Origin of the sequence: Pseudoalteromonas sp. 0802 (assembly GCF_013350085.1) — a bacterium.
Classification (GTDB): Bacteria; Pseudomonadota; Gammaproteobacteria; order Enterobacterales; family Alteromonadaceae; genus Pseudoalteromonas.
The window spans coordinates 41,348-62,490 of sequence record NZ_JABVXE010000013.1 but is presented as its reverse complement, the minus strand read 5'-3'; the positions used below and the strand labels follow the sequence as shown (position 1 = coordinate 62,490).

Below are 21,143 nucleotides of genomic sequence, written 5' to 3'. Positions count from 1 at the left end.
GTTGGCCTCTAAAACCAAAAAATTAACTCAAGCGAGCAATTAACCACTCTCGAATAGCCATCAGTTCTTCACCACAAACTTGGTGCGCCATCGGATAGTCTTGCCAGCTTACTTCCATGTTGTTAGCGCTAAGCACGTCAAATGCTTGTCTGCCCGCGCTATGCGGTACCACATCGTCAAATCGACCATGTGCCATAAAAATATTTAACCCCTGCTGCTTGGCTTCATCAGCAAATTTTGCAGGCACACACATATAGGTTGAAAGTGCCATTACACCCGCTAATTTATAATCTAGACGTGGCGCTAAGTGCAGCGATACCACACCCCCTTGCGAAAAACCGGCAAGAATAATTTTGTTAGGAGCGATACCTTTTGCAATTTCTTGGTCAATAATTGCTGCCACTTTTGCAGCAGATTCACGCACTCCTTGCTCATCAGCACGCTTATCTAAATCCATCGATTTAATATCGTACCAAGAACGCATTGCCATACCACCATTTATGGTGACCGGCTGCACTGGCGCATGTGGAAACACAAAACGTACGCCAAGCTCTTTTGGTAGAGCAAGTTGCGGTGCAACGGGAGCAAAACCATCACCCGAATCACCTAAACCATGTAGCCAAATAACCGTTGCTTTGTGTTCGCCTTGCGCTGGGTACTCAACAAACTCTAAACTCATAGTTCAGAACGCCATTCAATTGTTTGACCTGCTTGGCGAGTTGCCGCATCACACATAAATTGCCAAAACTCTGCACCCGAGCGGTTATCAATCCATTTATCGTCGCGTAGTTCAAAATGGTGACCATTAAATTTAGTCGCTACCCAAACTTGGTGTAATGGTGCTTGCTTATTGATCACAATTTTACTGCGATCAGGAAAGATGATTTCTAAAATACCTGACGCTGATTCATAGTCTAAATCGGCATCACATTCATCGATTTGCTCTTCAATAGTTAGCATTAATGCATCGGCTAGTGTGTGGTATTCATGATCAGTCATTTTAGTGTCCTTTAACTGGCTTTAAGCCTAGATCTGGGGGCAGATTGTGTACATCAAGTGTAACAGGAATAAATTCATCCGCGAATAGCTGCATTTTTTAAATATTCTGTTACTCTGCGATTATAAAGCCAGCAACCGTATTAATCTAATGAAAGAGACTCATAGCCAAAAATTAAAAACCATTTTACCTCTAAGCGCCCTTCTACTAACCCTAGCAGGTTGCGGACAAAGTGGTGCTCTTTATCTGCCAGATGATACTAAGCCGCCTGCAAAGTCTCAGCCACAAGCTGATCCATCCGAACAACCAGAGCAAAAACAGGACCAATAGATGGACTTTTTTAACTACAATAATAATCAGCTGTTCGCTGAAGACATCGCTGTCAAAGAGCTTGCCGAACAATATGGTACGCCTTGTTATATCTATTCTCGCAAAACCTTTGAACGTCATTATCTAGCATTTGCTGAAGCTGCTAAGTCACATAAAAGCTTGGTGTGCTATGCCGTAAAAGCCAACTCAAATATTGCCGTGCTGAATATTTTAGCGCGACTTGGTTCAGGCTTTGACATTGTCTCAAAAGGTGAGCTTGAGCGCGTTATTCAAGCAGGCGGTGACGCTAGTAAAGTTGTGTTTTCTGGCGTTGCAAAAACCGCTGACGAAATTGCCTATGCACTTGAATTGGGGATCAAGTGTTTTAACGTTGAGTCAGTGGCTGAGCTTGAGCGTATTTCAAAAGTGGCAACGGATCTTAACTTAGTGGCACCGATTTCGATTCGCGTAAACCCAGATATAGATGCAAAAACGCACCCTTATATCTCAACCGGTTTAAAAGAGAATAAATTTGGTATTGATATTCAAACTGCAGTGACGGTGTATCAACATGCCGCATCTCTGCCCGGTTTAAAAATTACTGGTGTAGATTGCCACATTGGTTCGCAGCTAACTGAAATTAAACCTTTCTTAGCAGCCCTTGAAAAAGTACTGACTCTTATCGAAGAGTTAAAAGCGGTTGGCATCAAGCTAACTCACCTAGATATCGGTGGTGGCCTTGGCGTGCCTTATAATGGCGAAACGCCTCCTCACCCAAGCGAATATGTTGATAAAATTACCGCTCGATTAGCAAACTACCAAGATTTAGAACTTATTTTTGAGCCTGGTCGTGCGATTGCTGCCAACGCTGGCATTTTAGTTACTAAAGTTGAGTTTATTAAACAAAACCAAGACAAGTTCTTTGCTATTGTTGATGCAGGCATGAACGACATGTTGCGCCCATCGCTATATCAAGCTTGGCAATCTATTGTGCCAGTTGAACCTCGCACAGATGATACGCCTACTCACAACTACGATATTGTCGGCCCAGTTTGCGAAACCGGTGACTTTTTAGGCAAAGACCGTGAGCTTGCACTTCAAGCCGGTGACCTTTTAGCGCAGCGCAGCGCTGGCGCATATGGTTTCACTATGAGCTCAAACTACAACTCACGCCCGCGTGTTGCAGAGATTATGGTGGATGGCCAGCAAAGCCATTTAATTCGCCAACGCGAAACCTTAGAAAGCCTTTGGCAAGGTGAGAAAATTTTACCATAAACGTTTTTATAACCGCCCTGCTCTGTGGCATGATTAGCTCAGAGCAAACCCGAATTAGAGCGTTATGTTAGTTAATTTTTCAAAAATGCACGGCCTAGGTAATGACTTTGTCGTTATTGATAACATTACTCAAAATGTTTTTTTATCACGTGATCAAATAAAGAAGCTGGCAGATCGCCATTTCGGCATTGGCTTCGATCAACTGCTTATGGTTGAAGCCCCTTACTCTCCTGATCTCGATTTTCATTATCGTATTTTCAATGCCGATGGTAACGAAGTTGAACAGTGCGGCAACGGTGCGCGCTGTTTCGCCCGCTTTGTGCGTATGAAGGGCCTGACCAATAAGCATAAAATCTCGGTTTCAACAAAATCTGGTAACCTCACGCTTTATATAGAGAAAGATGGTCAAGTAACGGTAAATATGGGCCACCCCAATTTTGAACCGAACAAAATCCCATTAAAAGCCAGCAAGCGTGAGCTGACCTATATTCTTCGCACGGAAGAACATACGGTATTTAGTGGCGCAGTATCGATGGGTAACCCGCATTGCGTGTTAGAAGTTGATGACATTCATACCGCAGAAGTCACTACCTTAGGCCCACTCCTTGAAAATCATGAGCGTTTTCCACAACGCGCAAATGTTGGTTTTATGCAGGTAATTTCGCAAGATCACATTAAACTAAGAGTGTGGGAACGTGGCGTTAGTGAAACCTTAGCCTGTGGTACAGGTGCCTGTGCTGCGGTCGTGGTTGGTCAAATTCAGAGTAAACTTGCTACTACCGTACAAGTTGACTTACCCGGCGGCAGTTTACAAGTGCGTTGGCAAGGCGAAGGGCATCCAGTACGAATGACAGGCCCTGCTGAGCATGTTTTTGATGGACAAGTGGCACTATGAGCAAACTAACAGAACAACAAATTGCTGAATATTTAAAAGCACACCCGGATTTTTTTATTAAAAATCCGGATGTGCTCGCTGAAGTTGAACTACAACAGCAAACGGCTGGAACAACCTCTTTGGTGCATATTCAACAGCGCCAATTACGTGAACACAATACGTTATTAAAAAATAAGATTGAGCAGCTCGTTGAACAAGCAAAAGAAAACGAGTTAATTTACCGCTTATTTAGCGATTGTCATCGTCAGTTATGGACTAACTACGACTTTACGACACTGGCTAGTAACTTGCGCAATATTATCTGCACTAATCCATCCATTAACGAATGCCACTTAGTTAAGTACGATAAAAAGTTTGATGAATTAATTGCTCACCGCCTGCAAAACGACGGCATTTACTTGGGTCGAGTAAGCCAACAAGAAAGAGACTTACTGTTTTCAGACACGACTCAATCGACTGCTTTATATCTAATTGGTAACACGAAACACCCTGTGGCAATTTTGGCGTTTGGTAGTGATGACGTTAACCACTTCGAACCGGCAAAAGACAGCTTTTTTGTCCTTGAGTTTGTGCGCTCATTGCAACTGCGCTTATTGGAACTTGCATGAGCGATGTGACGACGCCAGACATTAATGAATTAAGTGATGCTTGGCGAACACCCATCCAACTTTTTGCAGACTACTTACGCTACGAAAAACAATACTCAGCGCACACAGTAAACCAATACACGAGCCAGTTAGGCTTTGCAGCTTTGTACTTTAGTAGACTATGTGAAGACTGGTTTGCTGTTCAAGGTGAGCATATTCGCCGTTACAGCATGCAAATGCGCAGCAAACAATTAAGTGGTCGCACAATCAGTTTAAAACTAAGTTGTATTCGCAGTTTATATAAATTCTTAAAAGCAAAAAATATAGCCAGTCAGGCACATTATCACAATCCGGCAGAGGCAATTAAAGGGCCAAAATTTTCCAAGCCTTTACCCAAAAATTTAGACGTAGATCAAATGGCTAAGCTACTAGAACTGCCCGATGATGAGCCTTTAGCTATTCGTGACAAAGCCATGATGGAATTAATGTACTCTTCGGGTCTTCGCATTAGCGAGTTAGTTGGCGCTAACATACAGGATATAAACCCCACTGAAGGCGAAATTTTAGTCCGTGGTAAAGGTAACAAAGAACGTTTATTACCTGTAGGCAGCAAAGCGCTCAGTGCATTAAAAGCATGGCTGAAAATTCGCCCTCAATTTGCACATCCTGATGAAATAGCCGTGTTTGTTAGCAGCCAAAAAAAGCGAATTTCCGTACGCCAAGTTCGTCTTCGCATGCAAGAGTGGGGTATTAAGCAAGGGATCAGCTCGCAAGTGCATCCACATAAATTACGCCACTCGTTTGCGTCACATATCTTAGAATCATCAGGGGATTTGCGCGCCGTACAAGAGCTGTTAGGACACAGTAGTTTGTCTGCAACTCAAGTTTATACGCATTTAGATTTTCAGCATTTAGCTAAAGTGTACGATAACACCCATCCACGCGCTAAAAAGCGCTCAACTTCAGAGTAAACCCTTGTCATTATGATCCGATTTAACCGTGCCCTATCGCCAGTTTCTGTTTTAAGTTTTGATTTAGACGACACACTTTACAACAACCATCCGATCATAAAATCAGCCTTGCAAGCACAAGCTGATTACCTCGAAGCGCTAGAACAATGGCCCACCGATAGCATGAGCTACTGGTTAACATGCCGCGATAATGCTTTAAAGCAGGATGCCACTCTAATCGATGATGTGACGCGCTGGCGACAAGCAGCATTACACTATGCCATGACCGATCTGGGTTTTTCAGCAGAGCAAGCTCAGTTGCATGCCAAAAACGCTTATCAGGCATTCGCTGATGCCCGCAGTCAAATAACCGTGACTGATGAAGTGCTTGAATTACTTGCTAACCTCAGTAAACACTACCGCCTTATCGCCATCACCAATGGTAATGTCGAAGTAGAAAAGTTTAACCTTAATGGTATGTTTGAGTTAGTTTTACAAGCAGGCCCACACGGAAAAGCGAAGCCGCACAGCGCCTTGTTTGATAGCGCAGCCAAAAAATTAGAAGTGCCTCACAAGGAAATTTTACACATTGGCGATAGCCTAGATACTGATGTCCAAGGTGCCAATAATGCCGGATGCCAAAGCGTTTGGCTAAATAACCAAGCAACGCAATATCGTTATCAAGGATTAGCAGATATTGAAATAAGCGATATCATGGCACTCAGTCATTTGATTAAAAAGTAACGACTTTGAGAAATTTGTTTTATGCTGAGTAAGTAGGCAACGAAGATTTAAAACTGGTGGGCGAAACGGGTGAATGCTTTTCTTAAATTAATATTGCTATTTTCTCTTAGTTTAAATGGTTACTTTATTTGGCAGCTTTTTAACCCTGCAAAGCCTATAGAAATAGAAACTGTCGCACCAGCGCCTAAAGTACAAAAAGGCACGGTCTTACCTGCCCACTTCCAGCAAGCTGTTGCGCTATTTAGCAACCAATTATTCGACAAAGCGGTGGCCGAGTACACTCAATTACTAGTGAATGAACCTCGCTATGCAAGGCAGCTAAAGCAAGCTTGGCAACAGCAACTAGAATCATGGCTTTCCCATAAAAAATTCACTTTAAGTGAGCAATTTTTAACGGCCTTTTTAAATAGCCACCCTTACGATGTCACCATGCTTGAACTTGAGGCAAAGCGTTTAATAGCACAAGGTGATACCCAACAAGGTATTATCAATTTACTGGCTCTTAGCAACCAGTTAGACAGCAATGATAAGCAACAACTTAACAAACAAATAGACGAGCTAAGCACATCCTATATTGATGAGCTTACTGCAGCACAACAATGGCAAGCCCTACTTAATATTAGTCAACAATGGCTTGATTACGCGCCTGGCAACGCCCATTACTTATATAACCATGCATTAGCTAACTACCATTTAGAAGATTATGTCGCAAGCCAAATAACCCTAGATCAACTACCCGAAGATCATGACTATAAACAACAGGCTGAGCAATTACATCTGATGATTCAACAAGCCCTCGCAGGTGTTGAAGTTATAGAGTTAACCGCTCGAGGTTCACACTTTTTAGTAAACAGTATTATCAACGATGATATTGAAACCGAGCTGATGATCGACACCGGCGCTAGCTTTACTGTAATTAACCAAACATTATTAAACTCGCTTAACACCCCAGCCAATTACCTTGGCACCTTGCAAGTAAACACAGCTAATGGAATTGTTGAAGCACAGCGTTATCAGCTCGCATCATTTCAAGTCGGTCAACAACGTATTCGTAATTTTGAAGTGCTGGTAATAGAAAGTCATGCTGGCTATGGCTTATTAGGTATGAACTTTTTAGAGAATTTTAAGTTTAATATCAATCAGCAAGTGAATGAGTTAGAGTTGATAAAGAACAATTTTTAAGGACAAGCAATGACTCTTAACGAATTCCTGGCAACATTAGCAAGCACACCACAGCAAATTGAGTTTACCGATACCATGGCGGTTATAGACAGCAATTATGATTTTACCCCAAGCGGTTTTAACAATCATGGCCTGCTAAGCGAAGCAAATGAAAATAACGGTTCGTGTAAAATTTTTGCCTTTGCAAAGCTTAATCAACTAAGCAAACAAAATACCCTAGATTGTTTTGGCGCGTTTTATCGTGATGACGTGTTGCCCAATCCTGAAGGGCAAGACCATATGAACATTCGCACCTTTATGCTTGCCCCTGAAGCGACCCCTTTCTTAGGGATTGCTTTTACCGAGCAAGACGTGCTTAAAGCGAAGTAAGTAAAAGCCAATAATTAAAGGGTTTTTTCCATAAAATAACGGCAGCCGTCGAGTGGGTAGTTTTTCATCTCGTATTTAACTTGGTAGCCGTTTTTTTCGTAAAAGGGTTTGGCTTGGAAATCGAGCGTATCAAGTTGAGCGGTGCTTGCACCAAATGCTTTAGCTTTGCTCTCTAATTCAGCTAACAATCGTGTCGCAAGCCCTTTACCACGTGTCTTATCATCACACCAAAGCCAACTAATAAGCAGCCAATTGCCAAATACTTGACCATGGATACCGGCAACAACACTGTTTTGTTTATTAACGAACTTAAAGCCTAAAGGAATACGCTCGGCATTAAAATGCGCGGCGTTGAAAGCCACAATATGTTCTCTTAGCTGGTTGTTTAGATCAGCTGAGTCATCACTTTTTAATTGATACATAGTATACCTATAAAATGTTATGACTCAGTATACGCTTATATCGTTAATCAGTATAAGTGGTTCTTGCCATAAGGTACTTCGAGCATATTACTCGCGAGCTTTTCGGGCTGACCGCACATTTCATCATAAGCACTGGTGTGGCGTAAAACCATATCGCCATAACTTAGGTGATCAAGGCGCTTTTGTATGTGCAACGGGCTAATATCACGAATAAACTCACCTTGCTCATCAGTAACATAATACTCAACGTTATTGATCATCACAGACACCTGATACAGTGCCATTTCCAACGAATGAAGGATAACCTTTTGCAGTGGTTGGTGCGCTGCAAGTTCAGATAACTTAATTGCCATGTCGAACCCCTTTTGGATGTAGTACTTCTTATACGCGGGTTTGATATACTGTGATCAAATTAATTGTACAAAAATCACTCATGCCAGAAAAAGTACGACTTGCTAAATTTATTGCCCATGCGGGTGTTTGCTCTCGAAAGCAAGCATCGCGCTTGATAGATCAAGGTGAGGTAACAGTAAATGGCCGTGCCGCAAATCATATAGATCATGTTGATGAGCACGATGATGTGATTGTACTTGGCGAAAAAATTTTAGCTAAAGCGCCACTCACCTACTTTGCTTATCACAAACCCGTTGGTATAGATTGCAAGTTAAATGCTGATGACCCAACAAGCCTTATTCATAGCCTGCCTAAAACTACCCGGGTTTACCCAATTGGCCGGCTCGACAAAGACTCCCGAGGTTTGTTGATTTTGACCAATGACGGTGAGTTTTGTAATCAACTGATCCACCCTGATTACCACCAACCCAAACGCTATTTAGTCACCGTAGATAAACCCCTTGATAGCGACTTCTGTAAAAAAATGGCGAGCGGTGTGCCTGTCGATAAACAAATAACCCTCCCTTGCACGGTGACTCAAGTCAACGAAACGCAGTTTTGCATCGTCTTAAAACAAGGCTTAAATCGGCAAATACGTAAAATGGCACGTTTTTGTGGCTACAAAGTCATCGACCTTTACCGCACAGATATCGCAAAATTGTCACTCACCACGCTTAATTTGCCCGAAGGACAGATAGTCAGTATCAAAAAAAGTGACATTCTCTAACAAAAAAGTTTGCATTAATTGATTACACGTGTAATCTTAAATTAAAGATTACATCTGTAGGCATAAAAATGATTGAACTTTCTAAAGCTGAATTCGAAGTATTAGATGCGGTATGGCTTGGCTACCCAGCCACGGCAAGTGAAGTAATTGCGCGTTTAAGTGACGATAAAGAATGGCACGAAAAAACCATCAAAACGCTACTAAGCCGTTTAGTTAAAAAAGGCGCACTTAGCTTCGAGAAACAAGGCCGCCAATATAATTACACTCCTTGCATCGCCCGTGAAGAATACACATTAAAAGAAAGCCAAAGCTTTATTGAACGCTTTTTTAATGGCCGTATTGCGCCACTGGTGAGTGGCTTTGCTAAATCAGAGCAACTCTCGCAACATGATATTGATGAGCTGAAAAAGGTCATTGATGATTGGGAAAAACAGCAAAAATAAGGCTTGTTATGTTAGATGCATTTTTTAATTGGTTGTTAGATCAACAACTTTTGATCTCATCTGCAATAATGTTTTTATTGCTGCTAGAGCGAAAGTTGCTAAGCCAGCTGTCGGCACGCTTGGTTTATACACTGTGGGCGCTGTTACCGATTAGTTTATTGTTAGCGAACCTACCAGAACACTTAAAACCAATTCAAAACGACTTTATCAGTAAGCTGACTATCACGCCAAACACAGCAATAATGCCGCAGTTTACGCTCACTTGGTTTGCTATTTATGGCTTTATTAGTGCCGCACTGCTGATCACTGCCGTATATTTTCATTACCGTTTTCTAGCAAAACTGCAATTAGCGCCAATTACGCTTGATCAGCACAGCAACCAAAGCATGCGCTTATACCAAAGCAATCAGGTGAGTTCACCTATGGTTGTAGGGGTTATAAACACCAAGCTAGTGCTGCCTACAAACTATCAAAGCCATTACAACAGCCATGCTTTAGCGCTTATTTTAGAACATGAATCAGTGCACATTAAACGCAAAGACAACCTAATTAATGCCATCGCTTTAAGTGCCACTATTTTGCTGTGGTTTAACCCTGTCGCTTGGCTTGGTTATGCAAGTCTGCGCCGCATTCAAGAGCTTTCATGTGATGAGCAAGTACTCAAAAATAAATCAACTGAACAACGAATTCTATACAGTAAGGCATTAGTGAACTGTGCAAGCTTTAGCAGAACAGGCTTAATGGCTTATTCACAATACGGAGATAAAAACACCATGTTACAACGTCTAAATCAAATAAAGCAGATCGACAACAGCTCATTTATTGCAAAAACAGCGTTAGTTATTTTTACAGCGGGCATGCTTAGCAGCTTTGCCATTGCAAAACAGCCGATGTCCGTTGAAAAGACAAAGGACTATCAAGCGGTTATGCGTGTAGAGCCGATATACCCAATTCAAGCTGCAGAGCAAGGTATTAGCGGTTCAGTCGTTTTGAAATACGATATTTTACCAAGCGGCGCCACCAGCAATGTTAGTGTAGTAAGTGCAGAGCCTGAAGGTGTTTTCAATCGAGAAGCGATAAGAGCCTTAAAACAATGGCAATATGCGCCGTCTGAATCTGGCTTTAAAAACGCCTTAGTACAACTCGATTTCGCCTTAGACGAAAACTATCAAGCAAAGGATTTAATAGAAAAAATTAAAGTTAGCTCTAAGTAAAAGTAACCACTTAAGACCCTAAAGCAAGCGCCTTATTTAAGCCGCTTGCTTTGTGGTTTTTAACTCATTGGCTTGTAACTAAAGGCAAACAGCAATCATCGCCACAGCACAAACATAGCCTACTAGCCAAACTAATGAGCGCAGAATATCTTGGTTTATGTAGTAGAAAATACAATACAACACGCGGGCAATAACATGCACAATCGCTAGGGTCTCAGTTGCCTGATAGACGTTATTGCTACCTATTACGACTGCCAGCGCGACAGCAAAAATAATCAGCGATTCAAAGCTATTTTGATGTGCTGCCAACGCACGAGCACCAAAGCCGGTTAGTTTAGCTTGTTGCTCGCGTGGGTGCTTATTGTCGTAGCCTGCCAACTTATTTTGTGCAAAAGCCACAGGTGCTTTAGCTAAATAGGGTATAAGTACTGCGATGAGTGCGCAGATAATCAGTGTGGTCATGATATTTCCTTATCTTTTAACAGTAATAACCTACCCTAGCGCAAACAAAAAAAAGCCGCTACTTAAAACAGCAGCGGCCAGCAATAGCATCATTGTCACTATAGTCTAAAGCCGGCATAAAAGCCCTGCGGCATATTGTCACAGCTGAGTTTTTCTCAAGTTGGTCGATAAGCTAATGCTCTCATACTTTGGTTTTGTTACTCTAATTGCCTCTCCTCATTAATTTATTTTCAATATGACTTGGATTTTCTTAACTATTTTTGCGGCATTTATGCAGTCGTGGCGAAACGCTCTGCAAAGTAAACTCAGTGCAACAGTGAGCGTTGCCGGGGTAACGCTTGCTCGCTTTATTATTGCCAGCCCGATTGCTGCACTGTATTTATTTGTACTTTATCAATATCAAGACGCCGCACTCCCTGACTTTAATCTGGCTTTTATTGGCTACATTGTTGGCGCCAGTATCGTCCAAATCGTTGCCACCGGTTTGATGGTAAAACTGTTTAAAATGAATAACTTTGCAGTCGGCGCAGGGCTTGCAAAAAGTGAAGCACTGATGGCGGCCATTTTAGGTGTTATGTTCTTTGGCTCAGCACTCTCACTGCTAGGTTGGGTTGGCGTATTTATTGGTGCAATTGCGGTATTGCTATTAAGTGGCATCGCGAATGTTAAACACTTTAATTTGGGCACTGCACTGCTTGGGCTTGCTTGCGGCACTTCTTTTGCTCTCTCTTCATCATGGATCCGTGAGGCAAGTTTAAATTCAGGACTGACTTTTCCACACTCAGCAGCTTGGGTGTTAGTGCTGATAATTAGCTTACAAACACTGATGCTGTGCGTGTATATTGCATTTAAAGAACGCGATACATTTAAGAAAATGTGGCATCACAAAGGTACCACTACGGCTGTCAGTTTTTGTAGCTGTTTAGGTTCAATCGGTTGGTTTAGTGCCATGAGCTTGCAGCATGTTGCTTATGTAAAAACACTGGGGCAGATAGAAGTATTCTTTACCATTATGGTATCGATTCTTTGGTTAAAACAGCCGTTAAAACGCCAAGACACGGCGGGGCTTGTGTTAATTGCACTGGCAGCCATTCTGGTAATGCTACCAAATTAGGCTTATTTCTAGTCATTAAAAAAGCGGCATAGCCGCTTTTTTAATGACTAATTTTTAGCGTTATCACACCGCTAATTATCAGCAATACTCCGGCAATACGGCCAAATGTGGCGGCATCCCCATAAAATAAAATACCAACTAAGAAAGTGCCTGCTGCTCCTATGCCTGTCCATACCGCATAAGATGTTCCCATCGGAATATCCTTTTGCGCCAACCACAGCATAAAACCACTAGCGACCATAAATGCGACAGCAATTGCAATGCCTAACCAGCGACTGTCTGCCTGTTGAGACATTTTAAGGCCAACAGGCCAGCCAATTTCTAACAGACCTGCGACAATTAAATACAACCACGCCATTAGTTATCTCGCTTTTTCAAGATCACGTCATACAAATCTTCGCGGCGGTCTTTTAAGTTTCTAACAGTACCTTCACTGTGAAGGATTTTCAGTTTATCCATATCTAAATCACTGAATAACAGCATTTCGGTATTCGGTGTTGCTTCATTCAAGGTCGCATCATGTGGGAATGAGAAATCAGAAGGAGTAAGCACTGCTGATTGCGAATACTGTACGTCTAAACTCTCAACCTCAGGTAAGTTACCAACCGAGCCTGCAATCACAACATAACATTCATTTTCAATTGCACGTGCTTGCGCACAATGACGAACACGTAAGTAACTATTTTTTGTATCCGTCCAAAATGGCACGAACAAAATATCTAACCCTTGCTTAGCGAGAATACGTGACAGCTCAGGGAACTCTACATCGTAACAAATTTGAATACCGACACGACCCGCATCCGTTTCAAATACAGCAATTTTATCACCGCCTTGGATCACCCAGTCATTTTGCTCGTGGGGCGTAATATGAATTTTGCGCTGCTCATCGATTTTACCGCTGCGGTGGCATAGGTAGCTGACATTATAAATCTTGTCATCTTCAGCAAGCGGCATGGAGCCTGTGATAATATTGGCATTGTATTCAACCGCCATGCGCGACATTGCATCACGGAAGGTTTCTGTGTATTCGGCCAGATAGCGAATGGCTTCTGTTTGATTGCTTTGCTCGGTAAGACCCATTAACGGAGCATTGAAAAATTCCGGAAACAGAATAAAGTCACTTTTATAGTCAGACACCGTATCAACAAAGTATTCCACTTGCTTGAGCAGCTCTTCAACAGACTCAACACAGCGCATTTGCCACTGTACGGCACCGACACGGACAATTGATTTGGTCGACTCAAGTACTGTATCAGTCGGCTCAAACATAATGTTATTCCACTCAAGTAAAGTGGCGTAACCAACTGATTCCTGATCTTCAGGAAGGTATTTTTTAAGTAAACGTTTAACTTGGAAATCATTAGATAGCTGAAAGCTTAAAATCGGATCGTACAGCTCTTTGTGGTCTACTTTTTCGATGTACTCCATCGGAGTCATCTCTGCACTGTGATTGTAATAACGCGGAATACGCCCACCCGCTAAAATGGCGCGTAAGTTATACTGACGGCACAGCTCTTTTCGTGCATCGTATAAGCGACGACCCAATCGCATACCTCGGTGAGTTGATGAAATCACCACATCTAAACCATAAAGTGCATCACCTTCAGGATCACTAAATACACGGTCATGGCCATCAACAATATCTTCGTAGGTATGTGGGTTAGAAAAGCGCGCGTAATCTACCTGAACACTCAGGGCGATGCCGACTAAGACACCATCGTCAACAATACCTATTTGCCCTTCCGGAAACTGGTCTATTAACCTAAAAATAGTATGGCTTGGCCAAGCACCTCCAAGCCCTGGGTAAGCTTGATCCATGAGGGTCTTTATTTGTGGGTACTGTTCTTTAGTTAGATTACAGATCTCTAAATGCGTTTTTTCCGCCGGCATAGCTACTCCTTTTTAGGCACGAGAGAATAATCACAGCAAACATTGCTCAGCATGTTTCTAGATTAGCTTTAACTAGAGTGGCATCAAATGCCCACTCTGCCAAGCCCCAAGCTTAACAAACATGATGTGAACAAATGCTTAGCTTCATTCATAAACATCAGTGGCATGCGTTTACAAAGCAAAAGCGAGCAATTATAAACCTGCATTGCTCAACTTTTCATCTATAATTACGCTACTCTCCATGTGTATTTGAGGTTGGATTGATCAAACACTTACTAAAACAATCAAAGCAATCTGGCTTAGAAGAGATTGAACACGTTAAATTTCTGATTATTTCTAAAATCGCCTATTTCGCGTTGATTGTTCATGTCTTGCTGATCCCCGTATTTGCTCACATAGGGGCAAATACGCTTGCTTTAGTTAATATCTTGAGTGTGCTTGCTTGGGCAAGCGGCATCTTTTTAATTAAGCAAGGACTAACTTCGCTAGCACTTAGAGTATTTTGCCTTGAAGTAATTATTCATGCGGTCATTGTTTGTGCCACCCTTGGCTTAGGTGCAGGATTTCAGTTTTACCTATGGACTGTATCTTGTATTTTAATGATCGATTATCAATTAACCTTTAAGCGTGCAGCTTTATATAGCTTAGTGATGATTGCGATATTCGCCCTGCTATATGTATTTTTTTCAGATGTTCAGTACGGCTTTGCTTACCCAGAGTTACTACCACATGTAAATGTAATCAATATTATTATTGCCGGTTTACCTATGGTCTATGGCATGGGTCTAATCAGAGAAATCACTTTGTCACAAAGGGTTGAGTTAACAGAAATGGCAGCCCGCGATCCACTCACTAAGCTCTACAACCGCCGTTTTGCAAAAAAATTAATCACTGCTGCACATCAAAAGAGCATAGAGCTTGAGAGCAGTCTTTGTATTGTTATGGCTGACATCGATAAGTTTAAAAGTATTAACGACAATTATGGTCATGAAAAAGGTGATACGGTGCTCGTTAATGTTGCCAGGCTAATTCGCCAATTTATTGATGATGAAGATATAGCGGTACGCTGGGGTGGTGAAGAATTTTTAATTTTATTAACTAATACAGATGCAAAGCAGGCCTTTGCAAAAATTGAAACCTTACGTTTAAAAATCGCCGAGCTAGAGGTGCATCATGAATTCCCCGATCTCAATGTCACTATGAGTTTTGGGCTTATTGAATGGCAACCGCTCGCTTCAATAGAAAAAATGCTACAACACGCTGATGAAGCGCTTTATAAAAGCAAGCACGCAGGACGCAACCAAACTACCATTGCTAAAGGCCAACATCCTGCTTTCAAAGATGCTGATGCGGTTAATTAACCGCATCGATAGTGATACTGTGGGCAATCTCTTGTGGCAATAATGGCGTTAAACCCTTACTGACATAATCGTTAAACCCGGCACGATAAAATTCTGACAATGGATGCCCTGATTGCCCACCCGGAATAGCCATTATCGCTTTATCTAAGTGCCCAGGTTGAACAATAAAGCGCTGTGAAGCACCAAAGCTACGTCCTTGCACCGAAGGCATAAAGGTATCGCCAAACCCAGGCTCCGTAGGCATATTCAATAAGCTTTTCAGTGCAGGTATTTGCTTGGCAAATGGGTGCTCAATCACTAATTCGTTAACCTTGCCCCACTCCCAGCTATGCGGGTTGTTACCATATTGATCGGTTAGTTTAGTGATAACGCGGTCAAAGGCTCCTATCATTTGTTGTTGCCAGTTTGCATACTCAGGGTTTAACCATGCCTGAGGCTGCGCTTCGATAAGTTGCCAAACAGCAGGTTCTAAGTCTCGTTTTACTGGTTTTAAACTACTATCGAGGGCTTTTAGCTTATTCTCTAATGGGCTAAATAAGCCGTTAATCACTTCACTGCGGTAGCGCTTTACTAAGGTGTAGCCAATTGAGTCGCTACAAGCACACGCCTGCCAATTATTTAGCTCTTTTAAATACAGGGCGTATTTATCGCCTGCGTTGCTAAGCTGTTTGACCAGCAGTTTATGCCAAGCCGTTAAGAAACGCGCTTCGTTATCATGTTGTAAGTCATAAAAATCTTGTTCGTTGAACTGTTGTTTTTCAAATAAGCGGTCGCGAATTTGTGCCGAGCGAGCCCCCATGGCATAAGCACCATTACCAAAGCGCTGGTCATCCTCTGCGGAAACAACTCGTGAGTTGCCCGTCCATAAACGGCCACTTTCTGGGTTTTTAACAAATGGACGCTGGGTTTCGTTTTCGTGCCACTGTGCAGGATACGCTTGCTCAGCCACCGCTAATTGATGGGGCTCTTTACGGGCAGGCACGGCTCCCATATTCTTCCAAGCTGCATTACCTTTATCATCAACAACCATCAGATTTTGTACAGGAATACCCACCTCAGCAGCAAGCGCTAGTGCATCATCAACCGTGTTTGCTTGCTCAAGCTTAAGTAACTCCATATCAACCGCATACTCATGGTGGGCAACCCAACTTAGCGCATAAGATTTGCCGTTAATTTCTTTAACTGGGCCATACTCACTCATGGTCAAAGCGTAATTTTCGCTGTTGCCGTCATTTAGTAAGATAGGTTCATCTATCTGCCAGGTTTTCTCCTTGCTCTCAAGGGCTATCCAATCGGCTGTATCTAAATAACCATTGGTGAATCCCCAAGCTATTTTATTATTGGTACCAACAACAATGGCAGGAGCCCCTGGTAATGACACACCGGTAATTTGCTGCCTTTCACCATTGAGTGGGTAATTGAGCTGGGCACGGTACCAAATGATTGGCACAGCAAACGATAAATGCATATCGTCAGACAACATTGCAGCACCAGTTTCAGTTAACTGCCCAGTAACCGCCCAGTTATTACTACCAAGTTCCTTTCGGTCTGCAATGTCAGTCATAGCCCATTGAGGGTCTTTGAGATTAGGAATACCGCCGTCATAAGGTGCTAATTGGCTGTTGTCGAGTGCCGCTTGATAAAGGCTAGGCTGAGTAATAAAGTCAACCATCGCCTTACCATATAAATCTTCGATTTCGATCAGTGTTTTGTCGCGCTCAAAGGTGGCCGTTTGTAAATCTAAATACATACTAAAAATGATTAGTAAGCTGTCTTCGCTTTGCCAAGGTTTTGCTTCAGCGCCTGTGAGTAAATATTCAAAGCTATCGAAACCCACTTGCGCATGGCCTTCATTAACCCCATTCGCGTACGCTTTTAATAGCGCTTTATCTTTAGCAGGTAACTGCGCGACAGCAATCTGACTGCGTTTACGTAACTGATGAAAGCGCATTTTTTTATCAAGCCCAACGGCAGCTTTACCAAATAACTCACTAAGCTCACCTGCAGCATTACGGCGCAGTAAATCCATTTGAAAGAATCGGTCCTGACCATGAGCAAAACCAAGAGCATAGGCTGCATCTAATCGGTTTTCGGCATGAATAACAGCCTGTCCTAAGGTATCTCGCTCAATCTTAACTGATTGCGAAATAGCGTCGCTTTTACCGCGACCATCAAGTGCCGGTAAACTTAAGTTTAATACGCCATAAACAAGCCCCGTTGCGAGTAACATTACAACGAACAAACCAATTAGTAACCATTTGATTATCTTAAACATGCCAATTATCCTTGCGCTAAAGTAACACTATATTAACCTTAGTTTTGTGAAAGAATAGTGTTGCGATACAAATAATTGAAATTAGGTTTATAGATTTGCTGTTCATTGTTAATTACCACAGAAATTGTCTATAGTAGGTAAATAGTATAAAACCTGATATTTCTCATGCCGCTAGCGACCGAAACAGATAATAAAAAACTACAAAAACTGAAGCTAGCCTTCTGGTTTTCACTTGCCTGTATCATCGTGATTGGCCTTGTAATCGACCAAATTAATTACAGCCGCGAGAAAGATGCTTTTCGTGCACAGGAGCTGGCAAAAGTAAGTGCCTATCGTGCAGAGCTCGAAGCCACCTTAATATCTAACATTCAACTTGTACGCGGCTTGGCGGTTGCCGTTGCAGCCGAACCCAATTTAGACCAAGCCCGCTTCACGCAAATTGCTAGCCCTTTATTTTCAACGTCTTCAGAGCTTAGAAACATCGGCGCGGCCCCTGATATGGTTATTCAGATGACTTACCCTCTTGTGGGTAATGAGAAATCTATCGGGCTAAATTTTTTAGAAAACCCAGCGCAGCGTGACGACGCAATTAGAGCACGGGATGAAAACCGTATTGTTATGGCCGGCCCCTTAGAGTTGGTGCAAGGTGGTCAAGCATTGATAGCAAGAATGCCCGTATTCACTCCACCAGAACTCACTTTTTGAGGGCTCCTCTCTGTTGTCCTCGATATAGACAAAATTTACACGAACTCGGGGTTAATCGCGCTAAGTCAGCATTATGATATTGCCCTACAAGGCAAAAATGGCCTTGGTGCTAAAGGTGATTTTTTCTTCGGCTCTAAGGACGTGCTCAACACAAACCCTCTGAGCTTTAGAATTAACTTTCCAGGTGGTGAGTGGCAGATGTACGCCACACCAAAATCTGGATGGCAGCCACCAAGTTCTGCTATTTGGCCGCTTAGACTGGCCATTATTCTATTTTGTATTTTATTTGCTGGCGCCTCAGTATTCTTTTTACGCATGGTCGAAAGACAGTACAAAAGCGAACGTATGTTAGAAACCATGAGTAGTCTTGCTAAAGTCGGCGCTTGGTCTTTTAATCTAGAGACAAGAACCGTCTATTGGTCTGATATGACCAAGCAAATTTTTAAGTTTCCTCTTAATGTACAACCAGAGTGGCCTGCTAACTTTACACATTTCAAAGCGGGTGAAAGCCGAGATAAAATTCGTCGCCTTAACGAGCGTGCAATCAAGTATGGTGAGAGTTTTGAAACTCAAGTACAAATCATCACTGCTGAAGGTGATGAGGTTTGGGTGCTGCTACATGGCGAAGCCGAGCATAAAAATGGCCGTTGTATAAAACTTTTTGGTTCACTACAAAATATTGATACCCGTAAGCGAGATGAGCTAGAAAACAACAAAATAGCCTTACATAATGAGATTTTAGCCTCTCTTACCGTTAATGATGCTGTACTGACTGGTAACCTTAACTTATCTAAACATGTGATTGTGCAAGCAATTTGTCACGCTTTTGATATTGATCGCGCGAGTATTTGGCTATTTAGTGACGACCGCCAGTCGCTCAATACCTTTGCTATTCACGACCAAAGCCAGCCTGAATTTAGCGAGCCGATTTCACTACAACAATTTGAATTTCAAAATTATTTTGATGCCATTAACAATCACGCTGTAATTAATGCCAGTGATGCACAACAACATCCACTGACTAGTGACCTACGTAGCAACTACCTTGATTGGTTTAATATACGTTCAATGCTGACAGTGATCATTCCTACTGGTAGCAAAACAATGGGGGTTGTGTGCGCCGAAAAATGTCATAACCGCAGACATTGGAGTAAAAATGAAGAAAGCTTTTTAATCGCAGTTGCGGCACTCATTGGTAGTTTACACGCAAGTCAGCGCCGTATAGAGACCGAACAACAACTCGTTCAAGCAAAAGAAGCTGCTGAACAAGCAGTAAAAGCCAAAAGTGAATTTTTAGCAAGCATGAGTCATGAGATCCGCACCCCTATGAATGGCGTGATCGGGATGCTCAATATCATCAAACAAACCAAACTAGACACCCAGCAAAACCACCATATAGATTTGGCGCAATCATCGGCTGAATCACTATTGCATATCATTAACGATATTTTAGATTTCTCTAAAATTGAGGCCGGTAAGCTCGATATTGAAAATGTTAGCTTTAATGTATCAAAACTACTTGGCGATACTATCGAATCGTTTGCCATTAAAGCAGAACAAAACAATACCAAGTTGCTGCTAGATACCACACACCTTAATCACGGCTTTATCATTAGCGACCCAAACCGGATTAGACAAATCATCAATAACCTAGTTAGCAATGCGGTTAAATTCACAAAAGATGGTGAGATTATCGTCATCGCCAAACTCGAAACAAACAACGAAGAATTGTTCTTGAACTGCTCTGTTATTGATTCGGGTGTAGGTATCAAGCCCGAAAAGCAAGCCACTTTATTTGACTCATTCACGCAAGCGGATGCATCAACTACACGCCAATACGGCGGTACAGGGCTTGGCCTTGCAATAGTAAAACAGCTGTGTCAGTTAATGGATGGTGATGTCAGTGTGGTTAGTTCATACGGGGAAGGCAGCACCTTTAATTTTACTGTAAAAGTTAAACGTGATCATACAAAGCAAGCGCCAGAGCCAAGCCACATTATAGATAAAAAGCATATTTTAATTGCTGATAATTGTAAGCTCAGTAGCAATATTGCCAAAAAACAATTGCAGCTATGGGGAGCAGAGGTCGAGACCTATACTGATATGCCAAGCTTACTCAATCGTGCTGCAATGCCAACCGATAATGGCTGCGATGCAATTTTAGTGGATTATCTTTTTTATAGCAGCGCAACAAAAGAGCACCAACAAGCATTCTTAAAATACTTTAATGCCACCAGCTGTAAACGAATTTTAATGGCCCCAATGAGTCTTACTGAAAAACAAACGAGACAAACATTAAAAGTTGAGAGTATTATCTTTAAACCATTAACGCAGTCTGATTTATTTAATTCACTGGCGAACGACAAATACATTGAACAGCAGCAGGTTAATAAAGAGGCCTTAATAACCAAGGTCGTGACCAGTAGCGATAATACTGAGTCGCAAGTCTTGCTGGTTGAAGATAATAAAGTGAATCAGATGGTGGCAGGTTCGCTGCTAAAGCAAGCAGGCATTAGTTTTGATATCGCTGAAAATGGCCTTGAAGCAATTGCACAACTTTCAAGCCGAGAGCAAAGCCCCTACCAATTAGTGTTAATGGATTGCCAAATGCCAGAAATGGATGGTTACCAAGCAACGCGAGCCATTCGGGCAGGTGAAGCAGGCGCAGCTCATCAGGGGGTTAATATCGTCGCACTCACTGCAAATGCGATGCAAGGTGACAAAGAACGTTGTTTAAACGCAGGTATGAACGACTATGTCACCAAACCCCTTAAATTTGACTCGCTCAATAAAAAATTAACAGTGTGGCTAAGCACTGAAGAATAAAAA

General features: G+C 42.2%; 21 protein-coding genes and 1 pseudogene. 14 read left to right on the top strand and 8 right to left on the bottom strand.

Annotation, left to right across the window (positions count from 1 at the left end; translation table 11 throughout):
* Nucleotides 1-22: 22 nt before the first annotated feature.
* Together HUS61_RS16295 and cyaY are read right to left on the bottom strand one after the other, a co-directional pair.
* The gene (locus tag HUS61_RS16295) at nt 23-679 is read right to left on the bottom strand and encodes an alpha/beta hydrolase (protein WP_175083160.1); all 657 of its coding nucleotides are present in this window, start codon (nt 677-679) and stop codon (nt 23-25) included.
* Entirely contained in the window at nt 676-999 is a 324-nt protein-coding gene (gene cyaY, locus HUS61_RS16290; protein WP_054554661.1) for an iron donor protein CyaY, read from the bottom strand. Before cyaY ends, HUS61_RS16295 begins: the two co-directional genes overlap by 4 nt.
* Nucleotides 1,000-1,147: 148 nt before the next feature.
* Here cyaY and HUS61_RS16285 point away from each other — a divergent pair, with 148 nt between their 5' ends.
* The 8 genes from HUS61_RS16285 (at nt 1,148) to HUS61_RS16250 (ending at nt 7,308) form a co-directional block, all read left to right on the top strand.
* Nucleotides 1,148-1,327 (top strand): LPS translocon maturation chaperone LptM, encoded by a 180-nt coding sequence (locus tag HUS61_RS16285; RefSeq protein ID WP_054554660.1) that lies wholly within the window; start codon nt 1,148-1,150, stop codon nt 1,325-1,327.
* Nucleotides 1,328-2,581 carry a diaminopimelate decarboxylase gene (gene lysA, locus HUS61_RS16280; protein ID WP_175083159.1) on the top strand — a complete coding sequence of 418 codons (1,254 nt, stop codon included), beginning with the start codon at nt 1,328-1,330 and terminating at the stop codon, nt 2,579-2,581.
* 64 nt (nt 2,582-2,645) lie between these two features.
* Entirely contained in the window at nt 2,646-3,476 is an 831-nt protein-coding gene (gene dapF / locus HUS61_RS16275; protein ID WP_175083158.1) for a diaminopimelate epimerase, read from the top strand.
* Nucleotides 3,473-4,084, top strand: coding sequence for a DUF484 family protein (locus HUS61_RS16270; RefSeq protein ID WP_054563684.1), 612 nt, complete (start codon nt 3,473-3,475; stop codon nt 4,082-4,084). Before dapF ends, HUS61_RS16270 begins: the two co-directional genes overlap by 4 nt.
* Nucleotides 4,081-5,034, top strand: coding sequence for a tyrosine recombinase XerC (locus HUS61_RS16265; RefSeq protein ID WP_175083157.1), 954 nt, complete (start codon nt 4,081-4,083; stop codon nt 5,032-5,034). Before HUS61_RS16270 ends, HUS61_RS16265 begins: the two co-directional genes overlap by 4 nt.
* A gap of 12 nt (nt 5,035-5,046) precedes the next feature.
* Nucleotides 5,047-5,757, top strand: a complete 711-nt coding sequence (locus HUS61_RS16260; RefSeq protein WP_175083156.1) for an HAD-IA family hydrolase — start codon at nt 5,047-5,049, stop codon at nt 5,755-5,757.
* A gap of 69 nt (nt 5,758-5,826) precedes the next feature.
* Complete coding sequence (locus HUS61_RS21825; protein ID WP_175083155.1) at nt 5,827-6,939, top strand: retropepsin-like aspartic protease; 1,113 nt, start codon at nt 5,827-5,829, stop codon at nt 6,937-6,939.
* A gap of 9 nt (nt 6,940-6,948) precedes the next feature.
* Nucleotides 6,949-7,308 carry a HopJ type III effector protein gene (locus tag HUS61_RS16250; RefSeq protein ID WP_175083154.1) on the top strand — a complete coding sequence of 120 codons (360 nt, stop codon included), beginning with the start codon at nt 6,949-6,951 and terminating at the stop codon, nt 7,306-7,308.
* 14 nt (nt 7,309-7,322) lie between these two features.
* Here the strand turns inward: HUS61_RS16250 and HUS61_RS16245 are convergent, their stop codons facing one another.
* A complete protein-coding gene (locus HUS61_RS16245; protein ID WP_175083153.1) occupies nt 7,323-7,730 on the bottom strand; it encodes an N-acetyltransferase in 408 nt (135 codons plus the stop codon).
* 47 nt (nt 7,731-7,777) lie between these two features.
* Nucleotides 7,778-8,083, bottom strand: a complete 306-nt coding sequence (locus tag HUS61_RS16240) for a DUF6482 family protein (RefSeq protein ID WP_175083152.1) — start codon at nt 8,081-8,083, stop codon at nt 7,778-7,780.
* Nucleotides 8,084-8,163: 80 nt separating this feature from the next.
* Between HUS61_RS16240 and HUS61_RS16235 the strand changes: the two genes are divergently transcribed.
* The 3 genes from HUS61_RS16235 (at nt 8,164) to HUS61_RS16225 (ending at nt 10,507) form a co-directional block, all read left to right on the top strand.
* Nucleotides 8,164-8,850, top strand: a complete 687-nt coding sequence (locus HUS61_RS16235; protein ID WP_175083177.1) for a pseudouridine synthase — start codon at nt 8,164-8,166, stop codon at nt 8,848-8,850.
* 68 nt (nt 8,851-8,918) lie between these two features.
* Nucleotides 8,919-9,293, top strand: coding sequence for a BlaI/MecI/CopY family transcriptional regulator (locus HUS61_RS16230; RefSeq protein ID WP_054554650.1), 375 nt, complete (start codon nt 8,919-8,921; stop codon nt 9,291-9,293).
* A gap of 8 nt (nt 9,294-9,301) precedes the next feature.
* Complete coding sequence (locus tag HUS61_RS16225; RefSeq protein ID WP_175083151.1) at nt 9,302-10,507, top strand: TonB family protein; 1,206 nt, start codon at nt 9,302-9,304, stop codon at nt 10,505-10,507.
* Nucleotides 10,508-10,585: 78 nt separating this feature from the next.
* Here HUS61_RS16225 and HUS61_RS16220 read toward each other — a convergent pair whose 3' ends face one another.
* Nucleotides 10,586-10,969: an MAPEG family protein gene (locus tag HUS61_RS16220; RefSeq protein WP_175083150.1), complete on the bottom strand. Its 384-nt coding sequence runs from the start codon at nt 10,967-10,969 to the stop codon at nt 10,586-10,588.
* A 235-nt stretch (nt 10,970-11,204) separates the two neighbouring features.
* Between HUS61_RS16220 and HUS61_RS16215 the strand changes: the two genes are divergently transcribed.
* Nucleotides 11,205-12,083, top strand: coding sequence for a DMT family transporter (locus tag HUS61_RS16215; protein WP_175083149.1), 879 nt, complete (start codon nt 11,205-11,207; stop codon nt 12,081-12,083).
* Between the two features lie 40 nt (nt 12,084-12,123).
* Here the strand turns inward: HUS61_RS16215 and HUS61_RS16210 are convergent, their stop codons facing one another.
* Nucleotides 12,124-12,441, bottom strand: coding sequence for a multidrug efflux SMR transporter (locus HUS61_RS16210; protein ID WP_054554646.1), 318 nt, complete (start codon nt 12,439-12,441; stop codon nt 12,124-12,126).
* Nucleotides 12,441-13,973, bottom strand: a complete 1,533-nt coding sequence (locus HUS61_RS16205; RefSeq protein ID WP_058585386.1) for a carbon-nitrogen hydrolase family protein — start codon at nt 13,971-13,973, stop codon at nt 12,441-12,443. The genes HUS61_RS16210 and HUS61_RS16205 overlap by 1 nt, the downstream gene beginning before the upstream one ends.
* A 260-nt stretch (nt 13,974-14,233) precedes the next feature.
* On the opposite strand from HUS61_RS16205, the gene HUS61_RS16200 reads away from it, so the two are divergent.
* Entirely contained in the window at nt 14,234-15,334 is a 1,101-nt protein-coding gene (locus HUS61_RS16200) for a GGDEF domain-containing protein (RefSeq protein WP_181447786.1), read from the top strand.
* Here the strand turns inward: HUS61_RS16200 and HUS61_RS16195 are convergent.
* Nucleotides 15,327-17,609, bottom strand: a complete 2,283-nt coding sequence (locus tag HUS61_RS16195) for a penicillin acylase family protein (RefSeq protein WP_175083148.1) — start codon at nt 17,607-17,609, stop codon at nt 15,327-15,329. The two genes, HUS61_RS16200 and HUS61_RS16195, sit on opposite strands and share 8 nt — an antisense overlap.
* A 165-nt stretch (nt 17,610-17,774) precedes the next feature.
* Between HUS61_RS16195 and HUS61_RS16190 the strand changes: the two are divergent.
* Nucleotides 17,775-21,140: pseudogene (locus HUS61_RS16190) on the top strand (ATP-binding protein).
* The last annotated feature ends 3 nt before the right edge of the window (nt 21,141-21,143 follow it).

Bases quoted from the DNA above. Each gene is read 5' to 3' on its own strand.
- HUS61_RS16225 (WP_175083151.1), top strand. From the start codon at position 9,302: ATGTTAGATGCATTTTTTAATTGGTTGTTAGATCAACAACTTTTGATC.
- HUS61_RS16240 (WP_175083152.1), bottom strand. From the start codon at position 8,083: ATGGCAATTAAGTTATCTGAACTTGCAGCGCACCAACCACTGCAAAAG.
- HUS61_RS16195 (WP_175083148.1), bottom strand. From the start codon at position 17,609: ATGTTTAAGATAATCAAATGGTTACTAATTGGTTTGTTCGTTGTAATG.
- HUS61_RS16235 (WP_175083177.1), top strand. From the start codon at position 8,164: ATGCCAGAAAAAGTACGACTTGCTAAATTTATTGCCCATGCGGGTGTT.
- lysA (WP_175083159.1), top strand. From the start codon at position 1,328: ATGGACTTTTTTAACTACAATAATAATCAGCTGTTCGCTGAAGACATC.
- HUS61_RS16270 (WP_054563684.1), top strand. From the start codon at position 3,473: ATGAGCAAACTAACAGAACAACAAATTGCTGAATATTTAAAAGCACAC.
- HUS61_RS16220 (WP_175083150.1), bottom strand. From the start codon at position 10,969: ATGACCACACTGATTATCTGCGCACTCATCGCAGTACTTATACCCTAT.
- cyaY (WP_054554661.1), bottom strand. From the start codon at position 999: ATGACTGATCATGAATACCACACACTAGCCGATGCATTAATGCTAACT.
- HUS61_RS16285 (WP_054554660.1), top strand. From the start codon at position 1,148: ATGAAAGAGACTCATAGCCAAAAATTAAAAACCATTTTACCTCTAAGC.
- HUS61_RS16230 (WP_054554650.1), top strand. From the start codon at position 8,919: ATGATTGAACTTTCTAAAGCTGAATTCGAAGTATTAGATGCGGTATGG.
- HUS61_RS16215 (WP_175083149.1), top strand. From the start codon at position 11,205: ATGACTTGGATTTTCTTAACTATTTTTGCGGCATTTATGCAGTCGTGG.
- HUS61_RS16295 (WP_175083160.1), bottom strand. From the start codon at position 679: ATGAGTTTAGAGTTTGTTGAGTACCCAGCGCAAGGCGAACACAAAGCA.
- HUS61_RS16265 (WP_175083157.1), top strand. From the start codon at position 4,081: ATGAGCGATGTGACGACGCCAGACATTAATGAATTAAGTGATGCTTGG.
- dapF (WP_175083158.1), top strand. From the start codon at position 2,646: ATGTTAGTTAATTTTTCAAAAATGCACGGCCTAGGTAATGACTTTGTC.
- HUS61_RS16245 (WP_175083153.1), bottom strand. From the start codon at position 7,730: ATGTATCAATTAAAAAGTGATGACTCAGCTGATCTAAACAACCAGCTA.
- HUS61_RS16250 (WP_175083154.1), top strand. From the start codon at position 6,949: ATGACTCTTAACGAATTCCTGGCAACATTAGCAAGCACACCACAGCAA.
- HUS61_RS16260 (WP_175083156.1), top strand. From the start codon at position 5,047: ATGATCCGATTTAACCGTGCCCTATCGCCAGTTTCTGTTTTAAGTTTT.
- HUS61_RS16205 (WP_058585386.1), bottom strand. From the start codon at position 13,973: ATGCCGGCGGAAAAAACGCATTTAGAGATCTGTAATCTAACTAAAGAA.
- HUS61_RS16210 (WP_054554646.1), bottom strand. From the start codon at position 12,441: ATGGCGTGGTTGTATTTAATTGTCGCAGGTCTGTTAGAAATTGGCTGG.